Origin of the sequence: Paenibacillus odorifer (genome assembly GCF_000758725.1) — a bacterium.
Lineage (GTDB): Bacteria > Bacillota > Bacilli > Paenibacillales > Paenibacillaceae > Paenibacillus_AQ > Paenibacillus_AQ odorifer.
On sequence record NZ_CP009428.1, the window covers coordinates 741,713 to 755,874 of the forward strand.

13 protein-coding genes and 1 riboswitch are annotated in these 14,162 nt (G+C 49.2%); all 13 genes read left to right on the forward strand.

From position 1 onward, the window contains the following. Positions 1–91 precede the first annotated feature (91 nt). The 13 genes from PODO_RS03200 (at position 92) to purN (ending at position 13,995) form a co-directional block, all read left to right on the forward strand. On the forward strand, positions 92–1,315 hold the full coding sequence (locus PODO_RS03200) for an MFS transporter (protein WP_052096757.1): 1,224 nt from the start codon (positions 92–94) through the stop codon (positions 1,313–1,315). Positions 1,316–1,406: 91 nt separating this feature from the next. Then, the gene (locus PODO_RS03205; protein WP_036680925.1) at positions 1,407–1,670 is read left to right on the forward strand and encodes a DUF1294 domain-containing protein; all 264 of its coding nucleotides are present in this window, start codon (positions 1,407–1,409) and stop codon (positions 1,668–1,670) included. 40 nt (positions 1,671–1,710) lie between these two features. Continuing rightward, positions 1,711–2,145 (forward strand): universal stress protein, encoded by a 435-nt coding sequence (locus PODO_RS03210; protein WP_036680923.1) that lies wholly within the window; start codon positions 1,711–1,713, stop codon positions 2,143–2,145. Positions 2,146–2,378: 233 nt separating this feature from the next. Beyond that, positions 2,379–2,480: riboswitch (purine riboswitch) on the forward strand. Between the two features lie 305 nt (positions 2,481–2,785). Continuing rightward, positions 2,786–3,271, forward strand: coding sequence for a 5-(carboxyamino)imidazole ribonucleotide mutase (gene purE, locus PODO_RS03215; protein ID WP_038568659.1), 486 nt, complete (start codon positions 2,786–2,788; stop codon positions 3,269–3,271). Further along, positions 3,268–4,500 carry a 5-(carboxyamino)imidazole ribonucleotide synthase gene (gene purK, locus PODO_RS03220; RefSeq protein WP_052096759.1) on the forward strand — a complete coding sequence of 411 codons (1,233 nt, stop codon included), beginning with the start codon at positions 3,268–3,270 and terminating at the stop codon, positions 4,498–4,500. The genes purE and purK overlap by 4 nt, the downstream gene beginning before the upstream one ends. 5 nt (positions 4,501–4,505) lie before the next feature. Beyond that, the gene (gene purB / locus PODO_RS03225; protein ID WP_036680917.1) at positions 4,506–5,801 is read left to right on the forward strand and encodes an adenylosuccinate lyase; all 1,296 of its coding nucleotides are present in this window, start codon (positions 4,506–4,508) and stop codon (positions 5,799–5,801) included. A gap of 311 nt (positions 5,802–6,112) precedes the next feature. Further along, positions 6,113–7,003, forward strand: a complete 891-nt coding sequence (locus PODO_RS03230; RefSeq protein ID WP_036680914.1) for a phosphoribosylaminoimidazolesuccinocarboxamide synthase — start codon at positions 6,113–6,115, stop codon at positions 7,001–7,003. Between the two features lie 124 nt (positions 7,004–7,127). Next, the gene (gene purS, locus PODO_RS03235) at positions 7,128–7,373 is read left to right on the forward strand and encodes a phosphoribosylformylglycinamidine synthase subunit PurS (protein WP_036680912.1); all 246 of its coding nucleotides are present in this window, start codon (positions 7,128–7,130) and stop codon (positions 7,371–7,373) included. Between the two features lie 5 nt (positions 7,374–7,378). Continuing rightward, the gene (gene purQ / locus PODO_RS03240; RefSeq protein WP_036680909.1) at positions 7,379–8,068 is read left to right on the forward strand and encodes a phosphoribosylformylglycinamidine synthase subunit PurQ; all 690 of its coding nucleotides are present in this window, start codon (positions 7,379–7,381) and stop codon (positions 8,066–8,068) included. After that, on the forward strand, positions 8,046–10,292 hold the full coding sequence (gene purL / locus PODO_RS03245; protein WP_038568661.1) for a phosphoribosylformylglycinamidine synthase subunit PurL: 2,247 nt from the start codon (positions 8,046–8,048) through the stop codon (positions 10,290–10,292). Before purQ ends, purL begins: the two co-directional genes overlap by 23 nt. Further along, positions 10,277–11,773 (forward strand): amidophosphoribosyltransferase, encoded by a 1,497-nt coding sequence (purF, locus tag PODO_RS03250; RefSeq protein ID WP_036680905.1) that lies wholly within the window; start codon positions 10,277–10,279, stop codon positions 11,771–11,773. Before purL ends, purF begins: the two co-directional genes overlap by 16 nt. A 564-nt stretch (positions 11,774–12,337) precedes the next feature. Further along, on the forward strand, positions 12,338–13,378 hold the full coding sequence (purM, locus tag PODO_RS03255; protein ID WP_036680904.1) for a phosphoribosylformylglycinamidine cyclo-ligase: 1,041 nt from the start codon (positions 12,338–12,340) through the stop codon (positions 13,376–13,378). Beyond that, on the forward strand, positions 13,378–13,995 hold the full coding sequence (gene purN / locus PODO_RS03260) for a phosphoribosylglycinamide formyltransferase (protein WP_038568663.1): 618 nt from the start codon (positions 13,378–13,380) through the stop codon (positions 13,993–13,995). Before purM ends, purN begins: the two co-directional genes overlap by 1 nt. Positions 13,996–14,162: the final 167 nt, after the last annotated feature.

Sequence of the window (14,162 nt, forward strand, 5' to 3'; positions counted from 1 at the left end):
AGTAGTCTTTTTTCTATCCTAGTAAGTTTATGTGGTCTACGGATAGGCTTTGAATTAGAATGGTAAGCAAATGAGTGGAGCAGGTGATTAGGTGGCAGCTGAGCAGCAGGCGAATCCGTTGAAAGCGGCAGATCGCCCACAGGGGCAAGGAAGCAGCAGGTTTTTCTTTTTGGTTATTGTATTTATGTTTTGGTTCTCTTCTTATATTTATGTGCCGGTGCTTTCACCATATGTTGAGCATTTGGGATCATCGTATTTTATGGTGGGTATGGTGCTTGGGATATATGGGTTAATGCAGATCCTATTCCGTATACCCATTGGCATCGGTTCAGATTATTTAAATAGGCGGCGGCCGTTTATCTATCTGGGATTGATTGCGAGTGGAGTCAGCTGTTTTCTTTTTATGTGGGGAGCACAGCCGGGTTGGGCGTTGGCAGCACGTGCGGTATCCGGGATAGCAGCATCGGCATGGGTTGTGTACTCTGTGATGTTCGCAGGATATTTTCCAAAAGAGGAAGCTGGAAAAGCGATGGGCATGCTGCAATTTACTACAGTAATCGCCCAATTGACCAGCATGATGATCAGCGGCTATATGGTAGAGCATTGGGGCTGGAATGCCCCCTTCCTGATTGGTGGAATTGTAGCTATTGCGGCACTAATTCTTGCGCTTCGGTTACCGGAACAAAAGCAGGAAAAACGGCAAAATGCCATACAGATCAAGGAGCTGGCTGGTGTCGTAAAGGAACCTCTGCTGGTAAAAGTCTCGCTGTTGTCTGTGCTGGCGCACTGTGTGCTATTTATAACGATGTTCGGATATACTCCGAACCAGGCGCTGAATATCGGAGCAAGCAAAGAAAGCTTGGGCTGGCTAACACTCGCTTTTATGATTCCGCATGCCATCGCAACGCTCTACGGCTCACGTCTGTTTGGAGGGCTGCTGGGTGATAGAGGGAAGCTTATGCTAGGCTTCGCGGGAAGCGCACTGTTTACGCTGCTCATTCCTTCTATGCCGACGTTAGCGGCGCTTTGTCTGACTCAGGTGGGGAATGGTTTTATGCAGGGACTTATTTTTCCGCTGCTGTTGAGTAAATCGGTATCAGAAATAGATCCCTTTAAACGGGCTACAGCTATGGGTTTCTATCAGGCCGTTTATGCGATAGGGATGTCAGCAGGACCATTCGTAGCAGGTTGGATGAGCTCTGTATATGGCTTGACCGGAGGATTCTGGTTAGGTGGGATTGCGGCGGCGTTGGCTACAATTTTATCCTGGGTATGGATGAAGGATACGAAGCAGAAGCAGCTAAAAGAAACTTAACAGACTTGGCAGAGCGTGTAAGGATGATTGGTTTTTTGTGCAAAAGGGGAATATAATAGAGAGAGGAAGCAAGGAGGAGGAGCCCGGGAGAATGGTCAAGGTTGTAATGTTGTGGTTTGTGGTAATTAATATTATCGGGTATGTAGTGATGTCCGAGGACAAGAACAAAGCCCGCAAAAGGCGGGAACGTGTACCTGAGAAAACACTTTTTCTGCTGGCAGCCATGGGCGGTGCACTAGGTGTGCTGATTGCCATGTACCGTAAGCGCCACAAGACGCGTCATACATCCTTCAGGATCGGAATTCCGCTTCTGCTGCTGCTGAATATCTTTTTGTACAGCTATTTTTTAAGATAATAGTCTTTAGGATTACAAACTAGAAAAAGAGGTGGCGTACATGTTATTCTCTAAAATTTTGCTAGCCTATGACGGTTCAAAGGCTTCTAATCAAGCATTGGAGCGCGCAATTGAACTCGCTAAAGTCACACCAGGTTCTATATTGCATGTCGTACACGCATTTGAATTCCCAAGATTTTTTATCGGAGAAGCTCTTGCACCTCTACCAGCTTCAGTAAATAAAGAATATTATGATTTGGCAGTGCAGACTACCGAAGAAGTGAAGGGACGCCTTGAGGCTGAAGGCCTGAATGCTGAGGTTGAGCTTTTACAAGGATCTCCTGCGGAAGTGATTTTGAAATATGCTAAGGAAAATGCTATAGACATCATAGTTATCGGCAGCCGTGGGCTTGGCGGTATACGTGAATTTGTTCTGGGCAGTGTCAGCCATAATGTAGTACAAAGCGCTCGTATTCCAGTGCTGGTTGTAAAATAATATAGAGTTCAAAGGGACGCTGATAGCGTTCCTTTTTTTCAATTTAAGGAAGTATAGGTCGTATTCTGGAGCTTAAACAACATAGAGTGTTAGAGCTAGGAGTGTACGGAAAGAAGTCTTTCTTGACAAAATAAAAGGTTGTTGAGAATTTAAATTCGTCCAAAAGCGAACATTTATTATGGTGTTTTTACCAATGTTCGTGTTTGAGTTGACATCATGTGTAGGGGATTGTTAAACTGATGTCATGAAGAGCTCGTATAAAACCGGGAATATGGCCCGGAAGTTTCTACCCGGGAACCGTAAATTACCGGACTACGAGGAAATAGGATGCTAGAATGCGATAGTTCAGTCCAGATAATGGAGTGATGCATTGTGCAGCTTTCCGCGCTTAATGCCAGTTTGGTGAGAGGCAAACGGGAGTGTTTTTTCCTAATTCCTTTACTAGTCCGATCCTCCCGCAGCAAAATGCGTCTGGACATCGGGCTTTTTTAATATAAGGAATAAGTTACACGTAATATATCAACCTTATATTATTAAGGAAAACGATAGTCATCCCTGAAGGACGAGAATGTAGTCTCTGCTTGTTCGGATTTACAAGATAAAGATATCTCATACTAGTGATTGGAAGGTAGGTCGAATCATGTCTGTGCAGGTAGCTGTCATCATGGGTAGTAAGTCGGATTGGGATACGATGGAGCACGCTTGTAGGGTGCTGGAAGAGCTGGGATTGTCTTATGAGAAGAAGGTAGTATCCGCGCACCGTACACCGGACTTGATGTTCCGCTATGCGGAGGAAGCCGCAGGCCGCGGCATTCGCGTGATTATTGCAGGAGCAGGCGGCGCCGCGCATTTGCCGGGTATGGTGGCTGCAAAGACAATCCTGCCAGTGATTGGAGTGCCAGTGCAGTCGAAAGCACTTAATGGGCTGGACTCGCTGCTCTCCATCGTGCAGATGCCTGGGGGCATACCGGTAGCAACGGTAGCTATTGGTAAAGCAGGCGCTGTAAATGCAGGCCTGCTGGCCGCACAGATCATCGGAGCGTTCGACCCTGAAGTGCAGCAGCGTGTGCAGCTGCGGCGGGATGCGATCCGCGATGAAGTATTGGAAAGCAGCGACAGCTTATGAGACCGGAGGAGCTGAAGCTGCAGGAGGCTGGCGGCGCAGCTTCGCCAGCCGCACAAGCGTCCGGTGCGGACACCGTCCGGACGCTGCTGCCCGGCTCGACCGTCGGCGTGCTCGGCGGCGGGCAGCTCGGGCGCATGATGGCGCTGGCCGGCAGCGCCATGGGGTACCGCTTCGTGGCGCTGGATCCTGCGCCGGATGCGCCTAGCGGTCAAGTTACGCCGCAGATCACGGCGGCGTATAACGACCGGGACGCGGCGCGGGAGCTGGCCCGCCGCGCGGACGTCATCACGTACGAGTTCGAGAACGTCGACGCGGGCGTAGCCGCGCTGCTGGCGGAGGAATCGTACGTGCCGCAGGGCAGCGCGCTGCTGTATACCACGCAGCATCGGCTGCGCGAAAAAGCCGCCATCGAGGCGGCGGGCGTTCCGGTCGCCCCGTACCGGAAGGTGGACAGCCTTGCGGAGCTAAAACAGGCGGCGGCTGAACTTGGACTACCTTGTGTGCTCAAGACAGCCACAGGCGGTTATGACGGCAAGGGTCAAGCTGTGATTCGTCAGGAAGAAGAGCTGGAAGAAGCTTTCCGGCAGGTTGCACCTGGTGAGGTGATTCCGGAGCTGGTGCTTGAGAAGTTTGTAGCTTTTCAATGCGAAATATCCGTTGTTGCTGCACGCAGTGCATCTGGGGAGGTCAAAAGCTTCCCGCCTTCTGAGAACATTCATGTAAATAATATTTTGCATCTGTCCATTGTACCTGCAAGAGTGTCAGCGGACATTCAGCGCAGAGCTGGCGAGCTGGCTGAGACTTTAATCGCAGGGCTGAATGCGGTTGGACTGCTTGCCGTGGAAATGTTCGTCACAGCGGACGGTGAATTGTTCGTCAATGAGCTGGCACCAAGGCCGCATAATTCCGGCCATTACACCATGGATGCTTGCGTGACCTCACAGTTCGAGCAGCATGTCCGGGCGATTTGTAATCTGCCGCTGGGCGATACAACGCTTTTGACACCTGTAGTTATGGTAAATGTATTAGGTCAGCATTTGGATGGTGCTATTAAAGCGACCTGTACACATGAGGAAAAAGATAATAAGCTGGGTATTGTACCTAAGCTTCATATATATGGCAAGACTGAGAGTAAGACTGGTCGTAAGATGGGTCATATCAATCTGCTGTGCAAGGATACCGGAGACGGCTTATCCTGGGTGGAGCAATCTAAACTTTGGAGGAACTAAAGAATATGATCGAACGTTACAGCAGACCCGAGATGCGGGCCATTTGGACTGAGGAGAATAAATTCAAAGCGTGGTTGGAAGTGGAAATTTGCGCTTGTGAAGCATGGGCGGAACTGGGAGTCATCCCACATGAAGACGCTGCTAAGCTGCGTAAGGATGCTAAATTCGACATCGCACGTATTGATGAAATCGAACAGGAAACACGTCATGACGTAATCGCATTTACTCGTGCGGTTTCCGAAAGCCTTGGCGCAGAACGCAAATGGGTACACTACGGCCTTACTTCCACAGATGTGGTGGATACAGCACTGGGTTACTTGCTGCGTCAAGCGAATGAGATTCTAGAGAAGGATATTATTAACTTTATTGAGATCCTTAAAGATAAAGCTATTGCTTATAAAGATACACCGATGATGGGCCGTACACATGGGGTTCATGCTGAGCCAACTACTTTTGGTCTGAAAATGGCATTGTGGTACGAAGAAATGAAACGTAACCTGGAGCGTTTCCGCCATGCTGCGAACGGTGTGCAATTTGGCAAAATCTCCGGAGCCGTTGGTACGTATGCCAACATTGATCCATTCGTAGAAGAATTTGTCTGCCGTAAGCTGGGTACAAGCCCTGCACCGATCTCGACACAAACTCTACAGCGCGACCGTCACGCTGAGTATATGGCAGCTCTTGCTCTGGTAGCAACCTCGCTAGACAAATTCGCTACCGAAATCCGCGCTCTGCAAAAGAGTGAGATTCGCGAAGTAGAAGAAGCTTTTGCCAAAGGTCAAAAGGGTTCATCTGCTATGCCGCATAAACGGAATCCTATTGGCTGCGAGAATATTTCCGGTCTGTCCCGCGTGATTCGCGGACATATGGTTACAGCTTACGAGAACGTGCCGCTCTGGCATGAACGCGATATCTCGCACTCTTCAGTGGAACGTATCATCCTTCCGGATGCAACGATGCTGCTGAACTACATGCTGAACCGTTTCGGAAACATCGTGAAGAACCTGACTGTATTCCCAGAGAATATGAAGCGTAACATGAACCGTACCTTCGGCGTTCCTTTCTCTGGCCGGATCTTAACCAAGCTGATTGATAAAGGCTTCAGCCGCGAGCAAGCGTACGATACCGTTCAACCACGTGCGATGCAAGCTTGGGAAGAGCAAAAGCAGTTCCGTGATATCGTGGAAGCCACACCTGAAATCACTAATGTCCTCACCCCAGAAGAGATTGAAGATGCATTTAACCCTTCTTGGCACCTTAAGCATGTGGATACCATCTTCCGCAAGCTAGAACTTATCTAAAAAAGATAAGTTAGTGGTGAACTAAGGAGCTAGGAATAGTACGAGCGGTTAATGTTGTGCATAATTGAAATGCAACTGGTCGATAAGGAACGGAGAGAAATTTTGGAACTGTAGAAGCGTTAGCGTTCGCCTTTATTCTCGGATTTCTACCACTGGCAGTGGTTCAATCAGGAAATCTGAGGATAACAGCGATCGGAAGTCCAAACATTTCTTGTAGTGGCCCGATTGACCCAACAGATATTTCCGATTTTGCAAGAGACGTTTTCGCTCAAGTAATAATTAATGATCATTAGTTCAAGGGAGGAAAGGTCATGACATCATCGGCCGTATCCACAGCCGTGGAACTCATCAATGCGCCGCTGCTCTACAAAGGGAAGGTTCGCGAGCTATACGATTTAGGGGAAAATGTACTGATCGTAGTTACGGATCGGATATCTGCTTTTGACTATGTGCTGGACCCGGCGGTCCCTGAAAAGGGTAATGTGCTTAACCGTCTGAGCGCGTTCTGGTTCGGACAGACTAAAGAGCTGATGGAGAATCATGTCGTTCATATCGATGTGGATCTGCTTGGCGACGTAGTTAAGGACAAAGAGGCCCTCAGAAACCGTGTCATGGTGGTACGCAAAGCGGAGCGCATTGATATCGAATGCGTAGTGCGTGGATGCATCACTGGCGGCGGCTGGAGACAGTATCAAGAAACCGGCAAGGTAAATGGTATTGAGCTTCCTGCTAACCTCCGCAAAAACGCGCTGCTGGCAGAGCCGATTTTTACCCCTGCGGCTAAAAATGATGTAGGTCACGATGAGGATATTCCGTTTGAGAAAATGCAGGAATTAATCGGAGCTGATCTGGCGCTTGAGCTGCAGGAAAAGAGCTTAAAGCTGTTCGCTTTTGCTAGAGAGTATTGTGCTGAGCGGGGGATCATTCTTGCGGACTGCAAATTCGAATTCGGCTTGTTGGACGGCAAGGTGATTCTGATCGATGAGATTTTTACACCGGATGCTTCCCGCTTCTGGGCTAAGGATAAATACGCGCTTGATATTGAAATTGATAGTATGGATAAAGAGCCTGTTCGTACGTATCTATCTGCATCTGCCTGGGATAAGAATAGTAAACCTGATCCGCTCCCAACTGAAGTAGTAGAAGAAACTACACGGCGTTATCTGGACATTTATCATCGTCTTACTGGCAAGTCTTTATAGTTCAACATAGTGTGTGCACTCATGGGAATAAATTCAGTATATATTTTTGAAGCTAAATGTACTCATTGTAGAATTTCAGTTTCAGAGGGTATGCTCATTAAAATTTAGGAGGAACTACAAGCATATGTTAAAAGCGACGGTATATGTCACCATAAAGAAAAGCGTTCTTGATCCACAAGGGGTAGCAGTACAAGGAGCACTTCATTCGGTAGGCTTCCAAGAAGTTGAAAGCTTGCGTATCGGGAAATATATGGAGCTGACTTTGGATACGGATAACCGTGCTGAAGCGGAAGTGCGTCTCAAGGAAATGTGCGAAAAGCTACTTGCCAACACGGTGATCGAGGATTACCGCTACGAATTGGAGGACTAAACGACATGAAATTTGCTGTACTTGTCTTCCCAGGCTCCAACTGTGATATTGATTGCTACAAGGCGGTAGAGGACAGTCTCGGCGAACCAGTCGACTATGTGTGGCATACAGCGACGGATTTGTCGGCGTATGATTGCATTTTGGTTCCAGGCGGATTCTCATATGGTGATTACCTGCGCTGTGGCGCGATTTCGAGATTTGCTCCTGTTATGGCGGAAGTTGCTAAAGCAGCAGAGCAAGGGAAATACGTGCTAGGCATTTGCAATGGGTTCCAAATTCTTACTGAGGCTGGTTTGCTGCCAGGTGCGCTTCGCCGCAACATGTCGATGAAGTTCCGCTGTCACGATACAGTGCTTAAGGTTGTTAATAATGAAACCCCATTTACTATTGACTATGCTAAAGATGAAGAAATCATCATCCCAATCGCACACGGTGAAGGAAACTACTATTGTGATGACGAGACTTTGGCAGAGCTGAAAGCTAACAATCAGATCGTGTTTACCTATAGCGATAATCCTAACGGCTCCGTAGCCGATATTGCGGGTGTTAGTAACGTACAAGGGAATGTGGTTGGCATGATGCCTCACCCTGAGCGCGCGGCTAATAGTTTACTTGGTTCAGAAGACGGCAAAAGAATGTTTACATCCATACTGAAGACTTGGAGGGATCGTCATGACGCAGCAAGTATCCGTTAAGGAACCGACCGCAGAACAGATTGCGGAGCAGAAAATTTACAGCCAGTTCGGTGTGTCGGACAGCGAATATGAGCTGATCAAGTCTTTTATGGGACGTTTGCCGAACTACACTGAAATCGGCGTATTCAGCGTAATGTGGTCCGAGCACTGTGCCTATAAGAACTCCAAACCACTCCTGAAACGTTTCCCAATTTCCGGACCACGTGTCCTGATGGGACCTGGCGAGGGCGCAGGGATTGTAGATATCGGTGACAACCAAGCGGTTGTTTTCAAAATCGAAAGTCATAACCACCCTTCAGCGGTAGAACCTTTCCAAGGTGCGGCAACGGGTGTGGGCGGGATTATCCGTGATATTTTCTCCATGGGCTCCAGACCTATCGCAATCCTCAATTCACTACGTTTCGGGAAGCTGGAAAGTGATCGAGTAAAATATTTGTTCGAACATGTTGTGTCTGGTATTGCTGGTTATGGTAACTGTATCGGGATTCCAACGGTTGGCGGCGAAATCATGTTTGATGATAGCTATGATGGCAATCCGCTAGTTAATGCAATGTGTGTGGGTCTGATCGATCATGACAAAATCCAACGTGGTGTAGCTAAGGGTGTAGGCAACCCAGTCTTCTATGTAGGCCCTCCTACAGGACGTGATGGAATTCATGGTGCTACTTTTGCATCGGTAGAGCTTAGTGAGGAATCAGAAGCTAAACGTACCGCTGTACAGGTCGGCGATCCATTTATGGAAAAGCTCGTAATGGAATCTTGTCTAGAACTGATCGACAGCGGCATCGTTATCGGGATTCAGGATATGGGTGCAGCGGGTCTTACATGCTCTAGTGCGGAGATGGCAAGTAAAGCAGGCAACGGTCTGGAGCTATATCTTGATCAGGTGCCACAACGTGAAGAGGGCATGACGCCTTACGAAATGATGCTTTCAGAATCACAAGAACGGATGTTGTTCGTCGTTGAGCCGAAGGATGAGGCCCAGGCACAAGAGATTTTTGACCGCTGGGGTGTTATCTGCTGTAAAGTCGGTAAAGTTACGGATGATGGCCGCTTGAAATTGTATCATCACGGCGAGGTTGTTGGTGACATGCCAGTAACGGCGCTCGTGGATGAGTGCCCAGTATATAATAAACCCTCTGAGGTTCCTGCTTATTATATTGCGAATGAAAAGGTAGATACCCTTCGTTACGAGGAAGTTACAGATCTGGGCGGTGCATTGCGTACAGTACTTGGATCACCAACCGTAGCAAGTAAAGCATGGGTATACAATCAATACGATTACATGGTGCGGACGAGCACAGCTGTACGCCCTGGATCTGACGCGGCTGTAGTTACCATTCATGGTACTCGTAAAGGACTTGCGATGACTACAGACTGTAATGGCCGTTATGTTCATCTTGATCCTGAAGTGGGCGGACGTATTGCAGTCAGCGAAGCGGCACGCAACATCGTTTGTTCCGGTGCTGAACCGCTGGCTATTACGGATAACCTGAACTTCGGAAATCCTGAGAAGCCTGATGTGTTCTGGCAAATGGAGCGTGCGGTTGATGGTATGGCTGAAGCCTGTCGTGTGCTGGATACTCCGGTTATCGGTGGTAATGTCAGTCTTTATAACGAAAATACTACGGGTTCCATCTATCCAACGCCGGTTGTCGGCATGGTTGGTTTAGTAGCGGACACGGATCATATTACGACTCAAGGGTTCAAGCAAGAAGGAGATTCTATTCTTCTGCTGGGAGTGACCAAGGCTGAGCTGGGCGGCAGTGAATTCCAATATGCTGTTCATGGTGTGACCGAAGGTCGTCCTCCGGCTTTGGATTTGGCTACTGAGAAAAAACTGCTGAACGCAGTCCTTACCTCAATTCGTGGCGGTCTGGTGCGTTCCGCGCATGACTTGTCCGAAGGTGGACTTGCCGTAGCGCTTGCAGAGAGCTGTATCAGCGGCGGAATCGGAGCGAACGTTGAGCTTTCAGCTAACGGTCTTAGATCTGATGTAGCATTGTTCAGCGAAAGCCAATCACGCATTGTGCTGACAGCAGCTCCTGAACGTGCGGAAGAGCTGAAAGCAGCGATTGCAGCCAGCGGTGTTCCAGTGGAGATCATCGGAACTGTAGGTGGAGACAGACTGCGCGTAAATCTGGACGGCGTGTCCGCACTAGATGAAGCTGTAGCAGAATTGAAATTCGTTTGGGAGGATGCTATTCCATGTCTTATGAAATAAAGACCGGGAAAGAGCAGGAGACTCCTATCCTGTGGACTGGTGACTTTTACAATGAAGGAACGGGCTCGGGAGATATTTTTGACACATTAAAAGAAGAATGCGGCGTTTTCGGGGTCTTCGGACACCCGGAAGCGGCGTCCATGTCTTATTACGGCTTACACGCCTTACAACACCGTGGGGAAGAAAGTGCGGGAATCTGCGTAGCAGACGGTCGCGATTTCAACTATCACCGCGGGATGGGGTTAGTAAAAGAAGTATTCGACAAGGACAAAATTGCCTCATTGGTTGGAGACATGTCCATTGGGCATGTACGTTATTCCACTAGTGGAGACAGCCGTTTAACCAATGCGCAGCCGCTGGTATTTAAATATCGTGACGGCGATTTGGCGATTGCTACGAACGGCAACATAGTAAATGAACCGTTGATCCGCAAACAGCTGGAGCAAAGCGGATCGATCTTTCAAACTACGAGTGATACAGAAGTGCTGGCGCATCTGATTGCCCGTTCGCCAAAGGATTTTGTTGAAGCGGCAAAAGATGCGCTGCAGCAGCTCGTTGGCGGGTTTGCTTTTCTGCTTATGACAAATGACAAGCTGATTGTCGCTTCAGATTCCCATGGCTTGCGTCCGCTAGTGATGGGACGGATTGGTGAAGCTTATATTTTTGCTTCCGAGTCCTGCGCATTAGAGGTCATAGGGGCACAGCTGGTTCGTGATATTGAGCCGGGCGAGCTGCTAGTCCTCGACAAAAACGGCCTCTTGGAGGACCGTTTTACCGAACCCAAACGTAAAGCGCTGTGCGCGATGGAGTATATTTACTTCTCACGCCCAGACAGTGATATGAACGGCTCTAACCTGCACTCCGCCCGTAAGCGGATGGGTAGCCGCATGGCACTGGAAGCTTTTGTCGATGCTGATCTCGTAACCGGTGTGCCGGATTCCAGTATTTCAGCAGCCATCGGGTATGCCGAGCAAACGGGAATTCCTTATGAGCTTGGGCTCATTAAGAATAAGTACACTGGACGGACCTTCATCCAGCCGAGCCAAGAACTGCGTGAGCAAGGTGTGAAGATGAAGCTGAGCGCCGTGCGCAGCGTAGTTGATGGCAAACGTGTCGTTATGATCGATGATTCTATCGTTCGTGGCACGACCTCACGCCGAATCGTCAATCTGCTTCGGGAAGCGGGAGCTGTTGAAGTGCATGTGCGGATTACTTCGCCACCGTTCAAGAATCCTTGCTTCTACGGCATTGATACACCAGACCGCCGCGACCTCATCGCGTCCTACAAGACCATTGAGGAAATGTGCGAAGAGATCAACGCCGATTCCTTGGCATTTTTGTCGCCGGAAGGCTTAATCTCTTCCATTGGTGGACACAACAAAGATGACTATAAAGGCGGACTTTGTCTTTCTTGCTTTGATAATGATTACCCGACGCAGGTTGATTTTGGCGGGGCAGAGAAAGATGGCTGCTCGTGTTGACATCCCCCTAAGCCCCCCTTTCAAAGGGGGATTCCGAAGGGCTCTGCCCTCCGGCCACCCGAAAGCTCGGCGGTAGGAGTTGGGTTATAACTTGCTAAGAAGACTTGGGTACGAGTGCTCGCTTTGTCCCTGTGTGCTGCGCACGGACGGGACACGCTTTACGACGCTCCGCCCCCCGGCTGCATCCGCCGCCGGGACTGGCTCGCCAAGCTTCCCTCTGTTTGCTTCGCAAATACGAGGGCCGCTTGTCTCGCTTAAGGAGGTGTATGGCGCAGCTCATGCACCGAGGTCTTGAGGTCCGTATGCAAGGCGCGCACTGCGGCTTGCAGTAGGGACAAACCGGTGGTTGGAGGGAGTTATGGAGAGGAAGTTTGGAACTGTAGAAGCGTTAGCGTTCGCCTTTATGCTCGAATTTCTACCGCTCAGCGGTAAAAAATTCAAAGGAATTCGAGCATAACAGCGATCGGAAGTCCAAACATTCCTCGCAGTAACTCCCCTACAACCACCCAAAAGCCGAATGCGCCCAAACGCGCTCTAAACTATTAAAAGATGAGGTGTCCAATAGTGTCGGAAGCTTATAAAAACGCCGGAGTGGATATTGCGGCTGGTAATGAAGCGGTAGAACGCATGAAAAAGCACGTAAAACGTACTTACCGTCCAGAAGTAATGACGGAACTTGGTGGGTTCGGAGCACTGTTTGGCCTCAATAAAGATAAATATGAAGAGCCAGTGCTTGTATCGGGAACTGATGGTGTAGGCACAAAGCTCAAAATCGCATTCGCGGCGGATCGTCATGACACGATTGGCATCGACGCTGTAGCTATGTGCGTGAACGACATTGTAGTGCAAGGTGCAGAGCCACTCTTTTTCCTCGACTATCTGGCTTGCGACAAAGTGGTGCCGGAGAAAATCGAGGCTATCGTAGCTGGAATCGCTGAAGGCTGTCACCAAGCGGGTTGTGCACTGATTGGCGGCGAAACGGCTGAGATGCCGGGTATGTATTCAGCAGGTGAATATGATATCGCTGGATTCACAGTTGGCGTAGCTGATAAAGCGAAGCTGGTAACAGGCGCTAACATCGCTGCTGGAGACACAGTGATTGGTCTGGCTTCCAGTGGTGTGCACAGCAATGGCTTCTCGCTGGTGCGTAAGCTTTTGCTTGAGCAAGAGGGTTATGGCCTGAATGACGTGCTTCCTGAGCTTGGCGCTCCGCTCGCGGATGTGCTCCTTGCACCAACTAAGATTTATGTGAAGCCTTTGCTGGCACTGCTGGAGCAGCTTCCGGTAAAAGGTATGGCTCACATTACGGGTGGCGGATTCATCGAGAATATCCCACGCGTATTGCCTGATAATGTAGATGTGGAGATCAATTACGGATCGTGGCCGATTCTGCCAATCTTCGGTTTGATGCAGAACAAAGGTAACGTAAGCAACCGTGATATGTTCACTACTTTTAATATGGGAATTGGTCTTGTTCTGGTAGTTAGCGCTGCTGATGGAGAACGCGCTCTTGAACTGCTTAAGGCTAGCGGAGAAGAGGCGTATATCATTGGGAAAGTAACAGAAGGGGAACGCAAAGTAACCTTTACTGGAGCTGAAGTGTGATGCAATCAAGTCGAATCGCTGTTTTTGCTTCGGGGCAGGGCAGCAATTTTGCAGCACTGATCGAGGCACAGAAAGCAGGTTTGCTTGGAGACGGCAGGATTGAATTGCTTGTCTCGGACAAGCCGGAAGCGCCTGTAGCACAACGTGCGGAGGATGCGGGAATTCCCGCCCTCCTGCTGCGGCCAAAAGACTTCGCCAGCCGTGAGCTCTACGAAGCAGAGATTGTAGCAGAGCTTCAGCGGCGGGATATCGGGCTGGTTGTGCTGGCAGGGTATATGCGCCTCATTACACCAGTGCTTTTAACGCCGTATGCGGGTCGGATTATTAACATTCACCCATCGCTGCTGCCTGCTTTTGCTGGAAAGGATGCGATCGGACAAGCGCTGAATTATGGCGTGAAGCTGACGGGTGTCACTGTGCATTTTGTCGATGGAGGTATGGATACCGGGCCAGTTATTGCTCAGCGTAGCGTAGTTGTGTTGGATAACGACACGGCGGATTCATTGGCGGAACGGATTCATAAGGTTGAGTATGAGTTATATCCTGAAGTGGTTGGCGCTTTTGCCAGCGGGAAAGTGGAACTGAGTGGAAGAAAGACGATTATCCGCGAAAAGTAAGCCACACTGTAGTCATTCAAAGTTTTGGATCGACATTTGGTGACAGGCGGAGAGATTTCAGGGTATTTCTCGGGAAATATTGCATAAGCGGCATTATGTGTCGTGTAGTAGGTAATAGAGTCAGATTCTTTCTTATAGTTTCCCAAGCTTTTAGATGTCATCACATT

Excerpts from the sequence above, each read along its gene's own strand:
- PODO_RS03210 (WP_036680923.1), top strand. The coding sequence starts at position 1,711 with ATGTTATTCTCTAAAATTTTGCTAGCCTATGACGGTTCAAAGGCTTCT.
- PODO_RS03230 (WP_036680914.1), top strand. The coding sequence starts at position 6,113 with ATGACATCATCGGCCGTATCCACAGCCGTGGAACTCATCAATGCGCCG.
- purF (WP_036680905.1), top strand. The coding sequence starts at position 10,277 with ATGTCTTATGAAATAAAGACCGGGAAAGAGCAGGAGACTCCTATCCTG.
- purS (WP_036680912.1), top strand. The coding sequence starts at position 7,128 with ATGTTAAAAGCGACGGTATATGTCACCATAAAGAAAAGCGTTCTTGAT.
- PODO_RS03205 (WP_036680925.1), top strand. The coding sequence starts at position 1,407 with ATGGTCAAGGTTGTAATGTTGTGGTTTGTGGTAATTAATATTATCGGG.
- purK (WP_052096759.1), top strand. The coding sequence starts at position 3,268 with ATGAGACCGGAGGAGCTGAAGCTGCAGGAGGCTGGCGGCGCAGCTTCG.
- purB (WP_036680917.1), top strand. The coding sequence starts at position 4,506 with ATGATCGAACGTTACAGCAGACCCGAGATGCGGGCCATTTGGACTGAG.
- purN (WP_038568663.1), top strand. The coding sequence starts at position 13,378 with ATGCAATCAAGTCGAATCGCTGTTTTTGCTTCGGGGCAGGGCAGCAAT.
- purE (WP_038568659.1), top strand. The coding sequence starts at position 2,786 with ATGTCTGTGCAGGTAGCTGTCATCATGGGTAGTAAGTCGGATTGGGAT.
- purL (WP_038568661.1), top strand. The coding sequence starts at position 8,046 with ATGACGCAGCAAGTATCCGTTAAGGAACCGACCGCAGAACAGATTGCG.
- purQ (WP_036680909.1), top strand. The coding sequence starts at position 7,379 with ATGAAATTTGCTGTACTTGTCTTCCCAGGCTCCAACTGTGATATTGAT.